This is a genomic window from Paenibacillus sp. IITD108, from assembly GCF_036541265.1.
In the GTDB taxonomy this organism is placed as follows: domain Bacteria; phylum Bacillota; class Bacilli; order Paenibacillales; family Paenibacillaceae; genus Pristimantibacillus.
In genome coordinates, this window is record NZ_JAZHCT010000002.1 from 16,119 (window position 1) to 33,791 (window position 17,673).

General features: G+C 41.3%; 15 protein-coding genes. 5 read left to right on the plus strand and 10 right to left on the minus strand.

All coding sequences use genetic code 11. The features are described from left to right. Nucleotides 1–13: 13 nt before the first annotated feature. From V1L65_RS01805 to V1L65_RS01825, 5 genes are all read right to left on the minus strand, one after another. The gene (locus tag V1L65_RS01805; protein ID WP_331697351.1) at nucleotides 14–1,657 is read right to left on the minus strand and encodes an extracellular solute-binding protein; all 1,644 of its coding nucleotides are present in this window, start codon (nucleotides 1,655–1,657) and stop codon (nucleotides 14–16) included. A gap of 54 nt (nucleotides 1,658–1,711) precedes the next feature. Continuing rightward, complete coding sequence (locus tag V1L65_RS01810; RefSeq protein ID WP_331697352.1) at nucleotides 1,712–2,578, minus strand: carbohydrate ABC transporter permease; 867 nt, start codon at nucleotides 2,576–2,578, stop codon at nucleotides 1,712–1,714. Between the two features lie 13 nt (nucleotides 2,579–2,591). Beyond that, entirely contained in the window at nucleotides 2,592–3,524 is a 933-nt protein-coding gene (locus tag V1L65_RS01815; protein ID WP_331697353.1) for an ABC transporter permease, read from the minus strand. A gap of 211 nt (nucleotides 3,525–3,735) precedes the next feature. After that, on the minus strand, nucleotides 3,736–6,060 hold the full coding sequence (locus tag V1L65_RS01820; protein ID WP_331697354.1) for an AraC family transcriptional regulator: 2,325 nt from the start codon (nucleotides 6,058–6,060) through the stop codon (nucleotides 3,736–3,738). A 191-nt stretch (nucleotides 6,061–6,251) separates the two neighbouring features. Further along, the gene (locus V1L65_RS01825) at nucleotides 6,252–6,560 is read right to left on the minus strand and encodes a hypothetical protein (RefSeq protein WP_331697355.1); all 309 of its coding nucleotides are present in this window, start codon (nucleotides 6,558–6,560) and stop codon (nucleotides 6,252–6,254) included. A 276-nt stretch (nucleotides 6,561–6,836) separates the two neighbouring features. Between V1L65_RS01825 and V1L65_RS01830 the strand changes: the two genes are divergently transcribed. Next, nucleotides 6,837–7,175 carry a DUF4234 domain-containing protein gene (locus tag V1L65_RS01830; protein ID WP_331697356.1) on the plus strand — a complete coding sequence of 113 codons (339 nt, stop codon included), beginning with the start codon at nucleotides 6,837–6,839 and terminating at the stop codon, nucleotides 7,173–7,175. Continuing rightward, complete coding sequence (locus V1L65_RS01835) at nucleotides 7,138–7,566, plus strand: DUF2752 domain-containing protein (RefSeq protein ID WP_331697357.1); 429 nt, start codon at nucleotides 7,138–7,140, stop codon at nucleotides 7,564–7,566. Before V1L65_RS01830 ends, V1L65_RS01835 begins: the two co-directional genes overlap by 38 nt. Nucleotides 7,567–7,692: 126 nt before the next feature. Here V1L65_RS01835 and V1L65_RS01840 read toward each other — a convergent pair whose 3' ends face one another. After that, nucleotides 7,693–8,283, minus strand: a complete 591-nt coding sequence (locus V1L65_RS01840) for a DUF4358 domain-containing protein (protein WP_331697358.1) — start codon at nucleotides 8,281–8,283, stop codon at nucleotides 7,693–7,695. Nucleotides 8,284–8,536: 253 nt separating this feature from the next. On the opposite strand from V1L65_RS01840, the gene V1L65_RS01845 reads away from it, so the two are divergent. The 3 genes from V1L65_RS01845 (at nucleotide 8,537) to V1L65_RS01855 (ending at nucleotide 10,838) form a co-directional block, all read left to right on the plus strand. Beyond that, on the plus strand, nucleotides 8,537–9,001 hold the full coding sequence (locus V1L65_RS01845; RefSeq protein ID WP_331697359.1) for a CBS domain-containing protein: 465 nt from the start codon (nucleotides 8,537–8,539) through the stop codon (nucleotides 8,999–9,001). A gap of 250 nt (nucleotides 9,002–9,251) precedes the next feature. Continuing rightward, nucleotides 9,252–10,415 carry a tryptophan synthase subunit beta gene (trpB, locus tag V1L65_RS01850; protein ID WP_331697360.1) on the plus strand — a complete coding sequence of 388 codons (1,164 nt, stop codon included), beginning with the start codon at nucleotides 9,252–9,254 and terminating at the stop codon, nucleotides 10,413–10,415. A gap of 87 nt (nucleotides 10,416–10,502) precedes the next feature. Further along, entirely contained in the window at nucleotides 10,503–10,838 is a 336-nt protein-coding gene (locus V1L65_RS01855; protein WP_331697361.1) for a thioredoxin family protein, read from the plus strand. Nucleotides 10,839–11,574: 736 nt separating this feature from the next. On the opposite strand, the gene V1L65_RS01860 is transcribed toward V1L65_RS01855, so the two are convergent. The 4 genes from V1L65_RS01860 to V1L65_RS01875 form a co-directional block, all read right to left on the minus strand. Then, nucleotides 11,575–13,875 (minus strand): helix-turn-helix domain-containing protein, encoded by a 2,301-nt coding sequence (locus V1L65_RS01860; RefSeq protein ID WP_331697362.1) that lies wholly within the window; start codon nucleotides 13,873–13,875, stop codon nucleotides 11,575–11,577. Nucleotides 13,876–14,034: 159 nt separating this feature from the next. Beyond that, nucleotides 14,035–15,570 (minus strand): extracellular solute-binding protein, encoded by a 1,536-nt coding sequence (locus tag V1L65_RS01865; RefSeq protein WP_331697363.1) that lies wholly within the window; start codon nucleotides 15,568–15,570, stop codon nucleotides 14,035–14,037. A 250-nt stretch (nucleotides 15,571–15,820) separates the two neighbouring features. Next, the gene (locus V1L65_RS01870) at nucleotides 15,821–16,699 is read right to left on the minus strand and encodes a carbohydrate ABC transporter permease (protein ID WP_331697364.1); all 879 of its coding nucleotides are present in this window, start codon (nucleotides 16,697–16,699) and stop codon (nucleotides 15,821–15,823) included. Next, complete coding sequence (locus V1L65_RS01875) at nucleotides 16,699–17,667, minus strand: ABC transporter permease (protein WP_331697365.1); 969 nt, start codon at nucleotides 17,665–17,667, stop codon at nucleotides 16,699–16,701. Before V1L65_RS01875 ends, V1L65_RS01870 begins: the two co-directional genes overlap by 1 nt. Nucleotides 17,668–17,673 lie beyond the last annotated feature (6 nt).

Genomic DNA, 17,673 nt, shown 5'->3' on the forward strand with positions numbered 1-17,673 from the left:
GGGACGTGCTTCGTCACTTTATCAGCGCTCCATTAATTTCATTCAATACATCTCTAACCTTCGGCTCTGAACTCAGCTTCCATTCTTCCCAAGCTGTTTCAATATCTTTGCCACTATACAAAGCTTGCACAATCGCATCGACCACATTAATACTAAACTTGTTTTTATTTGGCGTAGACAACAATATGAGCTCATAGTCTGGTGGTACAACGTCTGTTATTTTTTCTTTTACTCGAAACATGCTTATAGCTCTATCTCGTACCGCGGCAGGCAAGGATGGATCGCGCGCAGACCAATCATCCGGCAATATGACTTTGGTATAAAAGAAATAGTAGGAAGGATACATGTCAGCAATATATTTGAAATTGCCCGCACTGTCCTTCTCTCTTGTAATCACTAGCTCCTCGCCATTCATTTCGTAATCTTTGCCTTCAATTCCGGCAAAAATCAGACGCTGGCCTTCCGGTGTCGCTATATAGTCCAGAATAGTCAAAATTCTATCAAAAGTTTCATCATCCAAAGTCGGACTGAATATTTCTCCTGTCCAGAAATTCATTAAGTTCTGCTCACCATAAAACTTTCCGTCATCTCCAACAATTGTGGCGATACCAATCGATTCCAAAGAATCCAAATCCGGATTTGCTTTGTCAAATGCTTGCATTCTTTCGTTCACGTTTGCTGCTGAAGCACCCCATACGAACATCCCGCTAATGCCTGCATTGAATTTTTCCAAATGTTCCTGTGCTTTAAACGTATAAAAATCTTTATCCATGAAGCCTTGCTTAAAGTAATATTCGAAATTTTTCACGCCTTCCAGCGTGGAATCCTCGAAAGCTCCCCATACATACTTCCCGTCAACCTTATGGAATATCTTGTAGTGTTTATTGAATGGCTGAACAAATGCAGCGAATAATTGATCCGGTGCAGATGACAGTCCGATTGTTTTACCAGCACCATTATTACCTGGATCTTGTTCAACAAAAGCTTTCCCCAATTGAGCTATTTGTTCCATTGTGATCGTGTCGCCAACTTGAATTCCGACTTTCTTAGCCCAATCTTGTCTGTAATACAATACCTTCGAATCAATAATAATATCGGTAGTTTCAGTAACTGGATTATTGTAAATGACATTAGGAACCATATACAATCGACCATCCGGATCCTGGCTTTTCAAGAAATCTCCGATTCCGGATTTTTTAATGGAATTTGCCAAATTCGGATATTTACTTTCGTAATCATCTGGCAGAGGCTTGATTAAGCCTTGTTTGCTATAATTCAAATAGTCAGTATAATTAAAATCCCAAAACATCATGTCAGGCATGTCACCGGAATTAATCCATAATCGATCTCTCTCTGCCCAATTATCCCAGCTTAACGGAACCAGCTTGTATTCAAAATTAAATTTTTCATCCAACGTCTTGAAAATTTCATCTTCCGTATAATTTCCGTTTTCCGTAACGTCTACAGAGGTGGCTGTAAAGGTTATTCTTTTCTCGAATCCTGTTGCGCCTTCCTGCGAGCCTTGTTGTTCATCGCCTGTTTTCGGGCTTTGAGCAGGTTGTTGATTTTCGCCGTTGTCAGAGCCATTTCCTTTACTGCATCCGGCCAATACTGTAGCGAGAAGAATAATCCAGCAAGCCATTACAATCTTTTTCATTTTAACCCTCCTACATTTTTTTATATTTAAAGAGAAACTCTTTAAATCACTCGTTCATGACTTCTCAGAGCCAATCATAATGCCCTTCATAAAATATTTTTGGAGAAAAGGATACAACACCATAATGGGAGCCATCGTTATAAAAATAGCAGCCATCTTAACCCCGTCAGAAAATATATTGCGATCGATAGTTATACCTGCGCTGCTCATATCTACCGTAGTGGTCGATATAATACTGCGCAGCACAAGCTGCAATGGCCATTTATCACCATCTCTTATAAAGAGCATGGCATTAAACCATTCATTCCAACGGTCAACCGAGAAAAACAAAATGATGGTAGCCATAATCGGCAATGCTAAAGGCAGCATAATTCGTATCAAAATAACAATATCATTTGCCCCATCGATCTTTGCCGACTCCTCAACAGCCGGAGATATGGATTGAAAATAACTTCGAATAAGCAGCATATAGAAAGTGTTCGCACCCGAAACAAGAATGACTGCCAGCAAATTGTTCATCAGCCCCATCTCTTTGATAAGCAGATAGAGAGGAATCATGCCTCCGCTAAAGTACATGGTGAAAATAACCATGGAAGTGATCAGCTTCTTTCCCGGGAAGTTGCTCCTGGACAACGCATACGCCGTGCAAGTTGTAATGATCATATTATAAGGAACACCTATCACCAGAATCATAAGCGTATTGATATAGCCATGATAAAAACGTGGATTATGAAAAATAAAATGATAAGCTTCAAATGTAATTTCTTTTGGAAAAATCATAAACGGAGTTTGCATATATTCCTTCTGCGATACAACCGATATTAGCAGGACATTGTAGAATGGATATATAATCAGTAAGGCGCATGCTCCCAACAAGACAGCGTTAATTAGATTGAAGATATGATTTTTTTTAACTCTCAACAATTGCACCTCCCTAGAAAATTCCTCTTTCACCCATCAGTTTGGCGATACGATCAAAAACCACAAGCAACATAAAGTTAATTAATGACTTGAACAAACCTACTGCTGTACTAAATCCGAAATCGCCTGACGTTTGAAATGTAATGCGATAAATGTAGGTGTCCAGGATATCGCTTACACTTAAAACCGCAGCATTATACATATTGAAAATTTGATCAAAACCGGCATTCATCGTATTTCCAACTTGCAAGAGCAACATCAACACGATGGCTGATCGTATGCCAGGCAATGTGATATACAGCATTCTCTGAAACCGATTTGCTCCATCCATATAAGAAGCCTCGTATAATTCAGGACTGATCGAAGTAATTGACGCCAAATAAATAATACACACCCAACCGGAGCTTTTCCAAATATCTGATATATAAATAAGCGGTCTGAACAAATCGCGATCAGCCAAAAACATTTGCGTTTCTGCGCCAAACAACGCGTAAAAGCGATTGACGACCCCTTCACTGCCTAATAAATTGAGTATAATTCCCGAAACAATAACCCACGATAAAAAATTAGGAAATGTAAATACCGTTTGCAAAAACCGTTTGTATTTCCCGTCCCATAGTTCATTGATTAACAGCGCCAATATAATTGGAACAGGAAATTGAAACACAATGCGGCTCAAGCTGATTTCAATCGTATTCCTGAATGCTTGCCAAAACTCATAATCATTGAAAATATAACGGTAATGCTCCAAACCTACAAAAGGGCTTCCCCATATGCCCAGGTTTGCTCGAAAATCTTTAAAAGCCAGCAAAACTCCATACATGGGACCGTAACAAAAAATGCCATAATACAATAGTCCCGGAATTAAAATGATATATATATACTTGTTCTTCGCAATCTCTTTTAATAATGATTTCTTTGGGGACTCTAACCTTAACGCACTCATTGCAATCTCCCTCTCTCTGCCTGTTATTGCTTTCACTATAGGGGATCACATAATTAATGCATAGTTTCATTTTTTAAAATACAGTTCGGCAAAAATTGAAACAAATAAGGCAAAAGATGATACTTCTGTTCAAGAAGAAACTGCTAACCCGATCCTTGTCCAAAAACAAACAGCCCCCATCTCTACAGCAAGATGAGGGCTGTTCATTTTATTATTCCAATCGTTCTGCTTCATCGGATTTACCGGATCTGTAATCGCTTCGGTACTTCCCAGGCGGTATCCCTGTAATTTGTTTGAATACTCTTGTGAAGTTTTGAGTCGTTGTATACTGCAGCTTATCGGAGATTTCCTTAATGGACAAATCCGTGTAAACCAGCCATTCTTTCGCTTTATTCATTTTGAAATTAATGACGTAGTCAACAAAATTAATATTTTCTTGTTTTTTGAAAACTTTACTTAATTGAGAGGTGGACATTCCAAGCTCTGAAGCAATGGCTTGCAAAGAAAGATCGGATTCATAATGATTATGAATATATTCAATTGTGCGATCTACTGTTTTTCTATCACTTATAAGCTCCATATGTTCAATTTTTTTTCTGATGGCAGGAAAAAATACAATGGAAAACCATTCTTTCATTTCATCCAGTGATGTAGTTGCAAAAATATCTTGATAAACATCGTTCTCAAACACTTCATCAAATGTGCAGCCCATTCTCTCATACATAAATTGTCCGATATCATCCAGAGAGTAAGTCAGTATTCCTTGAAACATTTTAAAATCAGGGACGTGCAAAGGCAATATATCCAACATGGACATATACATTTCCTCCGCTTCATTCACATTCCCTTCCATTAAGCATGATATCGTCATCTTATGCCATTTGGCAGAGTTTCTATCTCGCAAATCAATAACCGATAATGCTTCCACATCTTGACACGAGATCGTGCTGTTCACACCAATCAAATGACGATAGCCTAACAATTGAAGCGTCTGCTCATACAAGTCATTTATTTGATAGTAGGGATCATTAGTTTCTCTGCTTACCGCAATCGAAACCGTGAACTGGAATATTTCCTGAATTTTATAACGTATTAGTCCACATAATTGTCTAATCAATTGTTCCGAATCATCTGATGAGTCTTGCAACCCGAGTATTAGCAGAACTTGACAAATTTGCACATTAGAAGTGATATAGTGAATCTGATCATTCTCGTCGCATAACTCTTGAATCACTTTATTAAGCGCGTACATAATTAAATTTCTGTCATTATTCAAGTATCTCTGTTTAAACGCATTCACTTGATCAACATCCACTACGCATATATAAAATGATTTTCCTTCAATAACAAGATTATATTGCTGTAATTTTCCCTGTATAGAAGCCGCTGATATTTCCCCATGTATCAGCTTTTTCATTACATGCTCCCTGACCTGTTGCTGCTCCTGTTGCAATTGATCTTTCAGATAATTATTTTTTTCTACCACATCATCCATATACGAATGAATCGCTTGGACATCATCAGTGCCCGCCTTCATCACTCGAGGCAACTTCTGCATAATACGATAAATAGGCATGTAGAGGCTTCGATAACTTAAAAAGGATATACATCCCCAGAATATAACGAGAAACGCTGCCATTCCCCATGTCCAGTTGCGAATATCATTAGCTTTATTAGTTAACTCACGCATGGGCGTCATCGCAATATATGTCCAATTATTATAGGTCGACTTTATGGTCGTAGCATTGTACTTCTCATTGGCGATAACCAATTGTTTGGAAATCCCCGCCTTTTCTTTCGACACGCTATAAATAGGTGATTCCAATGTCAAGCGGGCACCAATTTCTTCTGCCCTTGGACTCAAAACAATTTTCCCTTGATCATCGACAATTAAAACTTGAATATTTCCCATCTCAATGGATTGCAAATACTCATACATTCTCTTGATATCCACATGTAAAATCACGATTCCAGCTGTACTGTAGTCGACAGAAACTTGCTTTACAATTAATAATTCATTTTGATTAAGATAGGTGTTGGGAGTAATTACCGATACACCAAAATATTTAGGATTATAGGTTTGAATCAATTGTCTGTAATTAAAATTGCTTATCGACGACAGTCCTTTAATAGTTGAGTAAATTTGATCATAGTCAGTGTAAACCAAAGTTACGCCAAACGGGATTTTTGTGACACTTCTATATTTCGATACCGTGCTCATCATATTCATGGTAGCTTCAAAACTTTCTTTTGGCGTTGTCGAAATGCCGAGCAGCAATGAATTTTGTATAATTAAATCTTCTGACACCTGTAATGACAACGTTTTCAATTCAGCTAAAAATGCATTTAATTGATATTCAATTTGTTTTAGTATGATCCTGTTATTCGTATCCACTTCTGATTGAATGCTTTTAACTGCTGTATAGGATGAAATCATTCCCAATAAAGTAACAGGAATGATACTAAGAAATAAACAATAGATAAGTATTTTCTTTTTGAAGGTAATCTTTTTTATTCTTGCTAGTTTCTTTATCACTGTTTCCCCCCCTGCATATACAAAATCATAAAGTCTTTTTATTACGATGTAAATATCAACATTAAAACGAGTACTTGAAAGCTATGTTTACAAGAAGAAACGCTGCGCGTCCTAGGCTAAGGATGTGCCGTTTCTCGATAAAAGCCGGGTCGCATGAATGATGCGCCCGGCTTTTTATTTGCCACTTTTTATTACTTGAACAATCCGCCCAGCTTATCGCCAAGACCGCCGCCAATTTGGCCTCCTGCTGCTTTCACCAAGAAATCTTTCCAGGAACCAAAGCTGCTGATTCCTTTAATAATTCCATCCAGCTTATCGGCAGAAATATTTTTCAAATCCAGCACGCTGCCTACGCCAACCTTATCCAGAAAAGCTTGTACCGAATCAAGCATAGTGTTGTCTTTAATAAATTTATCGGTAATGATTTGCTCCAGATTCAATTTTTCCAAATCCAGTCCAAGCCCGCTTGCCATATTAGTCAATTTGCCTAAATCCATCATTCATCCCTCATTTTTTCATAATATGTATACTTCATTCTACCACCGAATAAAAGTAAGAGTAAATCTTTAGGCTTTGAAAAAGTATTTTTCTGACTAGACTGCCGATTCGTTTTGGATAGTGGAGCAAACAACAAAAAGGGAAGAGCACTGCGATCAAGTTTGGGCTGACTTAACTAATTTTTGTCTTGTTTTTCTGTATATTGTTGCATATAATGACGATGGCATATTTCTACAAGGTTCTACAAATTCAAACTATTTTATTAGGAAGGTGTAAATGTGATTATCCAAAGAAACATTGCATTATGTATCGTATTAACATTTATTACATGCGGAATCTACGGTATCTATTGGTTCATTGTACTTACCAATGATATTGGTAAAGTAAGCAATGATCCAAGCTTTACAGGCGGCAAGCACTTTTTGCTTACTATAGTAACATGTGGAATATGGTCGTTTATTTGGTCCTACCAAGTAGGCAAGCATATCGCTCATGCGCAATACCATCGCGGTTATCAGCCAACGGACAACTCTGCTGTCTATCTGATTCTGACGATCTTTGGTTTAGGTATCGTTACGTATGCATTGGCACAAAATGACGTCAACAAGCTGGCATAGGGTAACAACCTTTGTAAAGAACAATCCAAAGCTAGTATGGATCATTGTTCTTGGGCTGCTCCTGCTTTTCTATTTGCTTGTTTGGCTTCCGCTGACTCATATCGGCATCCCTTGCCCATTTCTTGCTGTTACAGGCTTCTATTGTCCTGGATGCGGGATGACGCGCGCGGCTTTGACATTGCTGCATTTAGACATATATCAAAGCCTGCGTTATAATGCGTTGCTATTCATTGTTCCGCCATTATACGTCATTTATTACATGGCCAATAAATATCAATGGAAAAGAACAAGCAATACAGCAATGCTAATTATGCTCACGCTTGCGATAGCATATGGCATAGCAAGAAATTTACCTGCGCTGAGCTGGCTTGCTCCAACAGCGCTGCCTTAATGAAATGACCGAGTGCCTTTAGCGCCCGGTCATTTTAAATATAGGAAAGAAAAAAGACGCATCGGCCTTCTTGGATAGAAGGTGGATGCATCTTTTTTTCTAACAAAATTGGCCAAGGAGCACAAGTTACGCGCTAGCTGCCGCTTCCTTGAAGGCTTTTTCCAGCTCATCGGCTTTTTCGGAAATCAGGAACAAGACATATTCGCCAACTGTGACTACTCTATAGTCTTGGGCGAGCTTGTATGGTTCTGGCAAGTATTGCTCGAACATCTTCTGCACGTCAGTTCCGCGCTGCTCCATGCTCTTTTTGATTTCAGCGATATCTTTTTTGTCCTTCACTTTGACGATCGCAATTTCATTGGAGCTGAGGTTGAAAGCCGGTGTTTTAATCGAAAATTCATCAATCAGATCGGTATCGATGACATAATAGGCGTCAATATTGTCCAAGGTCAGGTCCATGAGACCCGGTTGTTCTATTTTGTCTAGCATTGCTTTCATAATTTTATCAGTAGACGATTCAATTTTGTTATCATCTGGCTTATCGGTATTTGACGGCTCATCAGACGGGCTTGGGCTCGGCGTCGGGCTTTCGCTTGTGATCGGCGAGCTTGTTGCAGGTGGAGTTGCGCTATTATTGTTCGTATTGCCGGAGCACGCGGTCAGCAAGCTGCCAAGCAGAGCTGTGACGACTAGAAGAGACATTGCTGTTTTTTTCATGGGGTTATTCTCCTTGCACTAAAATTCTAGTAATCGGAGCTCTTCGATTACAGGTTAATAGACGCAGATCACCTAAGTAATGTTGCAGGCAACAATAGCGAAGCCATTTATCCTTGTTTCACTAAAATGACCAACTCAGGAAATAGCTATATATGAAAATTTGGTTATAATCCGTTATAATAAAGATAGGCCATAATATTTTGTGCATGAATGACCTGCGTTTCTATACGATTCAGTCAGGAGGAGATATTCAATGAAAGCACATGAAATTATGATAAGTAACGTGTACAAAGTAATGAAAGATGATACCATACGTACCGTTGTCAAAAAGTTTATTGATCATAATATCAGCGGCTTGCCGGTGGTTAATGATGCAAACGAAATTGTAGCTTATATTAGTGATGGCGACGTGATGAGCTATATTGGTAAGCATAATGACATTATTATCAATATGGTGTATATGTTCAGTTACATTCAAGGTGATCAAGATGAATTTGAAGATCGCATTCGTGAGGTGCTGGATGTTAATGTGATGAGGCTGGCAACCAAAAAGGTGCTCACGGCACAGTGGGATGACAATATTGAAGACATTGCCGCTATTCTCGGCGAAAAGCAAATTAAAAAACTGCCCGTTGTCAAAAACGGCGTGCTGGTTGGCGTCATTAGCCGCGGCGATGTGATTAGACAGTCGTTCAAAGGCATTCTTGAGGAAAAGTAATTAGCTGACGAAGCAGAGGCAGCGTATGCAGTATGAGTACTGGTTGGTTATAATACGCAGCGCAACAGCCTGACAAGTCTCTTTCCCATGAGGCTTGTCTTTTTCTTGTCCGGCTGGACAGACACATTTCACCTTCAAAATATGGGCAAATAGGACGCTGCACCTGGCTAAATGGATATTTTTATTTAAAAAATAATGGTATGATATGGGGAAGATTAACGAATTTATTCTATTGGAGGTATGCAATTTTATGAGCGAAGCGCAACAGCAAGCAGGTTATTTTGGCGAGTTTGGCGGCAGCTTTATTCCGCCCGAGCTGCAAGAGGTTATGGACTATTTGGCTGATCAATTTTATACCTACAAGGATGACCCAGAGTTCAACGAAGAATTACGCTATTATTTGAAGGAATATGTGGGGCGTGAAAACCCGCTTACATACGCAGAACAGCTCACCAAAACTTGGGGCGGCGCCAAAATTTACTTAAAGCGTGAAGACCTTAATCATACCGGTGCACATAAAATCAACAATGTGCTTGGACAAATTTTGCTTGCCAAGCGCATGGGAGCCAAGCGGATTATTGCGGAGACGGGCGCTGGCCAGCACGGCGTTGCAACTGCAACCGTATGTGCCATGTTCAATATGGAATGCGTCATCTATATGGGAGCCGAGGATACAAAACGTCAAGCATTGAACGTATTCCGTATGGAGCTGCTCGGAGCCAAGGTTGTACCTGTTCATGCCGGCCAAGGCCGTCTGAAGGATGCTGTCGACGAAGCTCTCAATGACCTCGTAGTTAATTACAAAAACACTTTCTACTTGCTTGGCTCCGCAGTTGGGCCGCATCCTTTCCCAACGATGGTCAAGCATTTCCAGTCCATCATCAGCGAGGAGTCCAAGCGTCAAATTCTGGAGAAGGAAGGCCGGCTGCCTGATGCGGTTATCGCATGTGTAGGCGGCGGCAGCAATGCAATCGGCGCTTTCGCTCATTATTTGGACGAGCCATCTGTACGTTTGATCGGCGCTGAGCCTGATCAAGCCGCTACGCTAACACAAGGTGTTCCTGAAGTTATTCACGGTTTCCGCTGCCTGGTGCTGCTAGACGAGAATGGCAATCCGAAACCTACGTATTCCATTGCAGCCGGTCTGGATTATCCAGGCATTGGACCTGAGCACAGCCACCTTAAGGTTAGCGAACGTGCGGAATATTATGCCGTAAGCAATGAAGAAGTATTGGAAGCCTTCCAGGAGCTCTCTCGTACGGAAGGCATTATCCCTGCATTGGAAAGCTCGCATGCCGTTGCATACGCCAAGAAGCTTGCTCCTACAATGAGTAAGGATCAAATTATTATTATCAATTTGTCCGGCCGCGGCGACAAGGACGTTGAACAAGTCTACAATATGTTAAAAAGCTAATAAGCGGGCTATGTTGAAAAGCCTCTTCGACGTATATAATAATCGAAGAGGCTTTTTGAATCAAAACGTGTGGAGGAGGACGTTATTATGCAGCAGCTGCAAGCTTTAGAGGATGTAAAGCAAAGCATCGCCGAGCATCCGCTCACATTGCTTATACTAAAAACAAGACAATGCGGGGTATGCGAAGCAGTTCAGGCCAAAGCCGACGCTTTGCTGCAAAATCAATTCAGCAATATCAACGGGATATATCTTTATGTTGAGGATGCGCCAGAAAGCGCGGCCGAATTTCTAGCCTTTTCATCCCCTTTGTTGCTTCTGTTCTACGAAGGCAAAGAAGTGTATCGCGCTGCGCGCTTTATCCTTTTCGATGAGCTTGAGCATATTTTGTCGCAATATTACGAGCTGTTAAACTTTCCAAGCTAAGCCCTTTTTACGGGCAGCCAGCTTCTGTTCAACTAAAGTTACCTGCTAACGCTGTTGGAAATAATTCTAACGAAGCTGACAAGCACTATTTCAGCGAAAACAGCTCATTTTAGATTGGAGCGAAGATTAGCAGCACTATCCGTGTCGGCGCCACCTCAAAACATCTAATTATATATGAAATTTCATATACATTCCGCTGAAATGCTCCAAAAAACACGATTGTATATGAAAAATCATACAGAACTGGTCGCTGCCACCTCAAAACATCTAATTGTATATGAAATTTCATATACATTCCGCTGAAATGCCCCAAAAAACACAATTGTATATGAAAAATCATACAGAACTGGTCGCTGCCACCTCAAAACATCTAATTATATATGAAATTTCATATACATTCCGCTGAAATGCCCCAAAAAACACAATTGTATATGAAAAATCATATAGATCTGGTCGCTGCCACCTCGAAACGGCTAATTGTATATGAAATTTCATATACATTACGCTGAAATGCCCCAAAAAACACGATTGTATATGAAAAATCATACAGAACTGGTCGGCGCTTCCTCAAAACTATTTTGTAGTAACTCATTTCGCGAAATAAAGGGTTTTCATCGACCTGAATGTCACAGGTTTTTGCACGTTTGCTCACAAATTCTGTAACCTATATCCGTGCAATTAAGCTGCTATATAGCTTTTCAACACGCAGTAACAATAGCAGCTAGCGCTCCTCCCTCTACGCTCCGTCCTTCTTCTCCTTGCTTCTGTACTCTCCAGGCGTCATGCCATGCGTCTTCTTAAAAGTACGAATAAAGTTTTGCGAATTTTGATAGCGCAAGTGCTCGGCAATTTCGAATATTTTCATATCGGTTTGAAGCAGCAGCTCCTTTGCTTTATCCATCCGATACAAAATAATATAATCGCTGAATGTAATGCCAAGCTCGTCTTTAAACATCTGGCTGAAATGCGACGGAGGAATGCCAGCCATCTCCGCCATTTGCGGCTGCGAAATGTCCTCATCGTAATGCTCGGCAATATAGGTAAGCACCTGCTCCATCGTTTTATAGCTTTTCTCCGTTCTTATCGATTCGAAGTACTTGGACATACTGACAAATACATGGTGGTACACCCACTGCTGAATATGAGACATGGTCGGCATTTCTGTCAGCTTATCAAATACGTTATAACTAAATAAAGCGGCGGCTGCTTCCGGTGCAATATTATAAAACTCTCTGACGGCATGCGACACCAGCTGTGTATAAGACATCAGCACTTGTGCAGCAGTTATGTTGGAGTCCTCGCGCAGCTTATTGGAAAATTGATCAAGCAGCTGGCTGACCTGCTCCAAATTGCCAACCTTTACCTGCATCATCATTTGCTGCTCGATTTCGTGCGGATACTCATAAGCATTCTCCGCCTGCAGCGGCTCTACCTGCTCTACATAAATAACATGGCCTGTGCCGATGACAAGCCTGTATTGCAGCGCATTGCGCGCTTCCATAAATGATTTTCGTATATCGATGCGCTCATAGCAGCGGCCAATTCCTATTGTAGCCTCTACGCTTAAAGAATCGAATATCGCCGCTGATATTTCCTCTGCCACCCGAAACGCCTCATTCATCCGTCCCTGAACAGAATCTGCAGTATGATTCATAATAAGAGCAATCTGGTTAGGCCCTGCTTTCGTGATCATGCCTGGCGAGTTAGCTGCGAATATTTCCTCACAAATATTCGTCGCCGCATACACGAACAACTGAACATCCTTCTCATCCAGCTCCTCCGCGACGTTCAATTCCACGCAAAGGGCCGAGTAAAACGAGCTTTCGCGCGGCAGATCAAAATATTCAAACTGCTGCTCCATATCCTTTTTGCGCACATGCTCCAGCAATATACTTTGTACAAAACCGGAGGCAAGAATCGGCTTATCCCGCTTCACTTGATTATGCAGCGAAGTATTCAAGTCCTGAAGCGTATCCATATACGAATTGATCAGCCCGATCTCATCCTTGCGGTCGCCGGAGCCTGACCATTGTGATTTTCCGCGAATACGATCCACGATGCTTTTTATGCCGTTATAGAAATTTCTGGAGACAAATAATGCTGCCGCCAAACAAGCCAAAATTAAAGCTGAACAAGCAATAATCGTTATTTTTTTGATTTTATTGAAGCTGGACATCAGCTCAGTCGTCGGAATAATCGATACATACGACCAATTGTTAAGCGGGGACTGCCAATAGCTTACCAGCATTTTTTTATTGTCCATATATTCATAAAACGAGCTTTCCTGCTCATCGCCATTCAAAATTGATGTTACAAGCGGATACTGCGACAAGTCATCCTGCAGCATATCGCGATTCCAATCGGAAAAAACCGTTCCAGACGGCGTTATAATGAGCATCTCGCTCATAAAGGTATTATCCTGTTTATCGTAAACTTCAAAAAAAGTCCGGTCATTCAGACGGATAATAATATAGCCGAGCGGCTCCTCAGCTTTTAGAGGAACTGCGCGTACGTAGGTAATATTCTTGGGACTACGTCTATGGCTGGAGTGCTCATTCAGATCATCCACCCAAAAATAAGCTTCTTTGTTGTTTTGTATTTTTTCATATAAGATTGGCGCCATGTACTCCTCAGCAGGCCGTATACTATCATGTATAATTAGCTGATCGGTTTTTTTCAAATATAAAGAAGCCGACTCTACATTGTCGACAAGCACTTCGATGGAGCTCAGCAAAGACTTCACATCTCTATAGGTGGCAAGATCCGTCGTTAAATCTTCCTTCGATAGAAAGGAATCAAATGAAGCTGTATACAGATGCTGAATGGCATTTTTATTGATTGTAATCAGCTTATCATCAATCCGCTGCTGCACCTGCTTCAGCGTTTCAATTTTGGCTCTCCCAAGCTCCTGCTGCAAGCTCGAGGATGCTATCGTATAGGAAAAAAAACTAAAGATAAGAATAGGAATAATTGCGATTAAACATGTCCCGATAATAAACTTCAATCGCAGCCTATTATTTAAAGCTATCCACCTCAAACTTTCACTTCCTTCATGTAAAAAAATTCGACAATCTTTCATCAGGCTTTTCTATATTAAACGATTAGCCTGCATGAATACAGGATAATTCTTCATATTTCATGCTGTACTTTAAATAGAAGAAAGAGGGAGCGTTCTCCCTCTTCCATTGCTATTCAATTATTTATTGGCAGCGTACCACTCATTAACCTCTTTCGTCATTTGCTCGCCGCCTTTTTTGTTCCACTCTTCTACAAATGCATCAAAGGTATCGATTGATTTTTGACCAACGACAACGCTGATGTAGTATTCCATTGCAAATTTATTCAGATCGGCTTGCTTTTCCTGCATAGCAGGCGTAAGAACTGCGACTGCCGGGTTAGGCACGCCTAGCTTCTCGATTTTTTTCCACTCGTCCAGCTGAGCTTGTGCAACCTCTTCCGGAGCGCCTGGCGTTGTATAGTAAGGGTTGAATTTGTTATGCGCGACAAGGTTCAATACACCGTCAGCTTTATACTGATCTGTAAGTACAGGTGCGCCGTTCTCCATATTGTAGTGGATGCCTTCAATACCTACGCGTTTGAAATCAAGAGCTTCCTGAGTTGCCTGCCAATCAAGCACCTCCATAATTTTTGCAAGCTTGTCATCGGATACTTTATTGCTGATTACCCAATGGCCGTAGAAGCCATGAGACTGCATCACACCTGTTTTACCGGTTGGTCCTACTGGCGGGTCAATCATAATGAACTCAGCCTTTGGATTCAGCTTCTGTGCATCAGCCAAAAACTGACCATAGTTCGTAACACCGCCGCCAATCATAATTCCCATCTTGCCTGCAATGAATTTCTCATTAACCTGTGCATAGTTAAGTACCGGGAAGTCGCGGTCAATAGCACCTTTTTTGTAAAGCTCTGTCACCCAATTAATTGCTTCCTTGCGGCCTTCGGATACATGCCAGCTCTCCAGCGTGCCGTCTTCCTTCTCTCTCCACTGATTGCCTGCGTCGAATGCCATCCACAATTGATCAAGGAAAACAAGCTCTTCGCCAAGCGCAATGCCAAACGTATCATCCTTTTGGTTTTGATCCGGGTCCATAGTTGTGAATTTCAACGCTATATCGGCGAATTCTTCAACTGTTTTCGGAATTTCCAAATTCAAATTGTCCAGCCAGTCCTTGCGAATATAGGCAGCGGATGTTTGCAATGGACGAGTACGTGGAATCGAATACAGCTTTTTGTCCACCTTTACGTTTTCAAACGTTTGCTCCGGTGTTTCCATAATATTTTTATAATTGCCGACTACATCATCAAGCTGCTTGAATGCACCTTGGCGAATGTATTTAATCAGCTCTGGATCCGGGTATGTTGTCCAAACCATAAGATCCGGAAGCTCACCAGAAGCGACAGTCAAGCTAACCTTCTCCAAATATCCGCTGGCGGGAACCGCGATCAAATCCAGCTCCACGTCAAGCAAGTCCTCCATATACTTCCAAGCCTCACTCTTTTGCGGCGCATCGCCGCTAAGCGGATACATCATGCTGATTTTCAATCTTTCTTTTGGCTTATTGCTAGGCGCAGTAGAATTTTTTTCTGGCTGTGTGCCATTCGAGCTGCCCCCGCCCTCGCCTTTCTTCTCGCTTGAACCGCAAGCTGCCAGCAAAGCAAGCATAAGCACAAAGGTTAATGCCATTGCCAGCGTTTTTCTTGTTTTTTGCATAATTAGAACCCCTCCTGTTAGTAGAAAAATATATACAAGGATAAACGATTTTTTGTGAGACTGCCGATTAATTGTGGCTAGGGCAACAAGCAATAGAAAAAGGTCCCACTGCGATCAAGATTGGGATTCCGACCGCTGTTGTAGTCCAATTCTTGCTCTCCGTTCCCTCTTCTCATTGCTTATCAATAATTGCCCACAATTAATCGACAGTCTCTTTGTCATCCTTATATCTTTATAAAAAGCTAATATACTAGCCTTTCACTGAACCTAATAGCACGCCTTTTGCAAAGTGCTTCTGCAAGAACGGATAAACAAACAAGATCGGAACAGTTGCTACGATAATAGCCGCCATCTTAATCGTAGTTGGCATAATTTCAGTTGTCTCATTTGCTATTGCCGCCTGAAACTCCTCTGTGGAGCCTTGAATAATCATTTGGCGCAGTACAACCTGAATGGGCCAGAGCTTGGAATTGGTAACATACAAAATTGATGTAAAAAACTGATTCCAATGCCCTACCGCGTAAAACAGCGTAAAGGTCGCCATAGCCGGCATCGACAGCGGCAGCACGATTCGGAACAATACTCCTGTATTTGTACAGCCGTCCATCTTTCCGGATTCTTCGAGCTCTTCCGGAATACCCTGAAAAAAGTTTTTCAATATGATCAGGTTAAATGCGCTGATTCCGCTTGGTATAATAACAGACCAGAAGGAATTCAATAGATTCAGCCATTTCATAACGAGATAGCTCGGGATCATGCCTCCTGAAAACAGCATTGTAAATAATACTAGAAACAGCAGCGCGCTGCGGCCCTTCAGCCTTTTTTTAGACAAGGGATATGCCATTAATGCAGTGAGCACTAGATTAGTAAGTGTTCCGACCGCTGTAAGAGCTACGGTTATCCAAAGCGCCCTGGTGAAATGAGCATTGGTAAGAATCAATTTATACGATTCCAGAGTAAGCGACTCCGGCCATAAGATCAGACCGCCGCGCATTACTTGTTCAATGGGAGATAATGATACGGCTGCAATGTACCAAAACGGAAAAAGCGTAATGGCGGCGGCGGCGGCCAGCAGCAAAATATTACATACATCAAAGGCCTTCTCGCCACGGCTGCGGAATTTGTTCATTAGTAAACGCCCTCCTCGCCGAATTTTTTAGCGAGACGATTCGCAAGCACGACCATGACTAAGCCTACAACAGACTTAAACAAGCCGACTGCCGTTGTATAGCTGTATTTGCCGCCTACAAGACCTTCGCGGTACACATACGTTTCGAACACATCTCCCACACTATAGGTAGTAGCGCTAAGCATAAGGAAAATTTGCTCAAATCCGTTGTCCAAAATATGCCCCAATCTTAAAATGAGCAAAATAAAGATCGTGCTGCGAATTGCTGGCAGCGTAATATGCCACAGCTGTCTCCAGCGGTTAGCGCCATCTACCACAGATGCTTCGTAAAGCTGAGGATCAACCCCTGACAGAGCAGCCAGGAAAATGATTGTGCCCCAGCCCGCTTCCTTCCATATGCTTTGCAAAATAATGAGCGGCCTGAACCAATTGCTTGACGTAAGGAAGCTTTGTGCCTCGCCGCCCAGCCTCGTCAAATATTCATTCACAATGCCATCTTGTGTAGCCAGAATTAAATATGAAATACCAGCTACGACTACCCATGAAATAAAGTGCGGCATATAAATAATAGATTGAATCACATTTTTAAAATACTTTTTCCGCACCTCATTCAGCATAAGCGCAAGCAAAATCGGAACTGGAAAAAAGAAAATTAAATTTAGCAAACTCAACATAATAGAGTTTCGAAAAATTAACCAAAATCCATCATAATTCCATAAGGCGATAAAATGCTTTAAACCAACCCATTCACTTTTCCAAATTCCACCGAAAGGATTGTAATCCTGAAAGGAAATAACAATCCCCCACATTGGAAGATAACGAAATAAAGCAAAAAACAAAATACCGGGTACCAGCATCAAATATAAATCCCAGTCGCTCCTGAGCCACCCCAGCTTAAAACGGCGGCGTCTTGGCTCCTGCGGCTGAACAGACTCAGCAGAAATGTCTATAGAAGAATCCGCTTGCATGATCAT

Coding starts and splice junctions, on each gene's coding strand:
- V1L65_RS01825 (WP_331697355.1), bottom strand. CDS start 6,560: ATGATGGATTTAGGCAAATTGACTAATATGGCAAGCGGGCTTGGACTG.
- V1L65_RS01835 (WP_331697357.1), top strand. CDS start 7,138: ATGCATTGGCACAAAATGACGTCAACAAGCTGGCATAGGGTAACAACC.
- V1L65_RS01870 (WP_331697364.1), bottom strand. CDS start 16,699: ATGAACAAATTCCGCAGCCGTGGCGAGAAGGCCTTTGATGTATGTAAT.
- V1L65_RS01855 (WP_331697361.1), top strand. CDS start 10,503: ATGCAGCAGCTGCAAGCTTTAGAGGATGTAAAGCAAAGCATCGCCGAG.
- V1L65_RS01865 (WP_331697363.1), bottom strand. CDS start 15,570: ATGCAAAAAACAAGAAAAACGCTGGCAATGGCATTAACCTTTGTGCTT.
- V1L65_RS01815 (WP_331697353.1), bottom strand. CDS start 3,524: ATGAGTGCGTTAAGGTTAGAGTCCCCAAAGAAATCATTATTAAAAGAG.
- V1L65_RS01875 (WP_331697365.1), bottom strand. CDS start 17,667: ATGCAAGCGGATTCTTCTATAGACATTTCTGCTGAGTCTGTTCAGCCG.
- V1L65_RS01840 (WP_331697358.1), bottom strand. CDS start 8,283: ATGAAAAAAACAGCAATGTCTCTTCTAGTCGTCACAGCTCTGCTTGGC.
- trpB (WP_331697360.1), top strand. CDS start 9,252: ATGAGCGAAGCGCAACAGCAAGCAGGTTATTTTGGCGAGTTTGGCGGC.
- V1L65_RS01845 (WP_331697359.1), top strand. CDS start 8,537: ATGAAAGCACATGAAATTATGATAAGTAACGTGTACAAAGTAATGAAA.
- V1L65_RS01805 (WP_331697351.1), bottom strand. CDS start 1,657: ATGAAAAAGATTGTAATGGCTTGCTGGATTATTCTTCTCGCTACAGTA.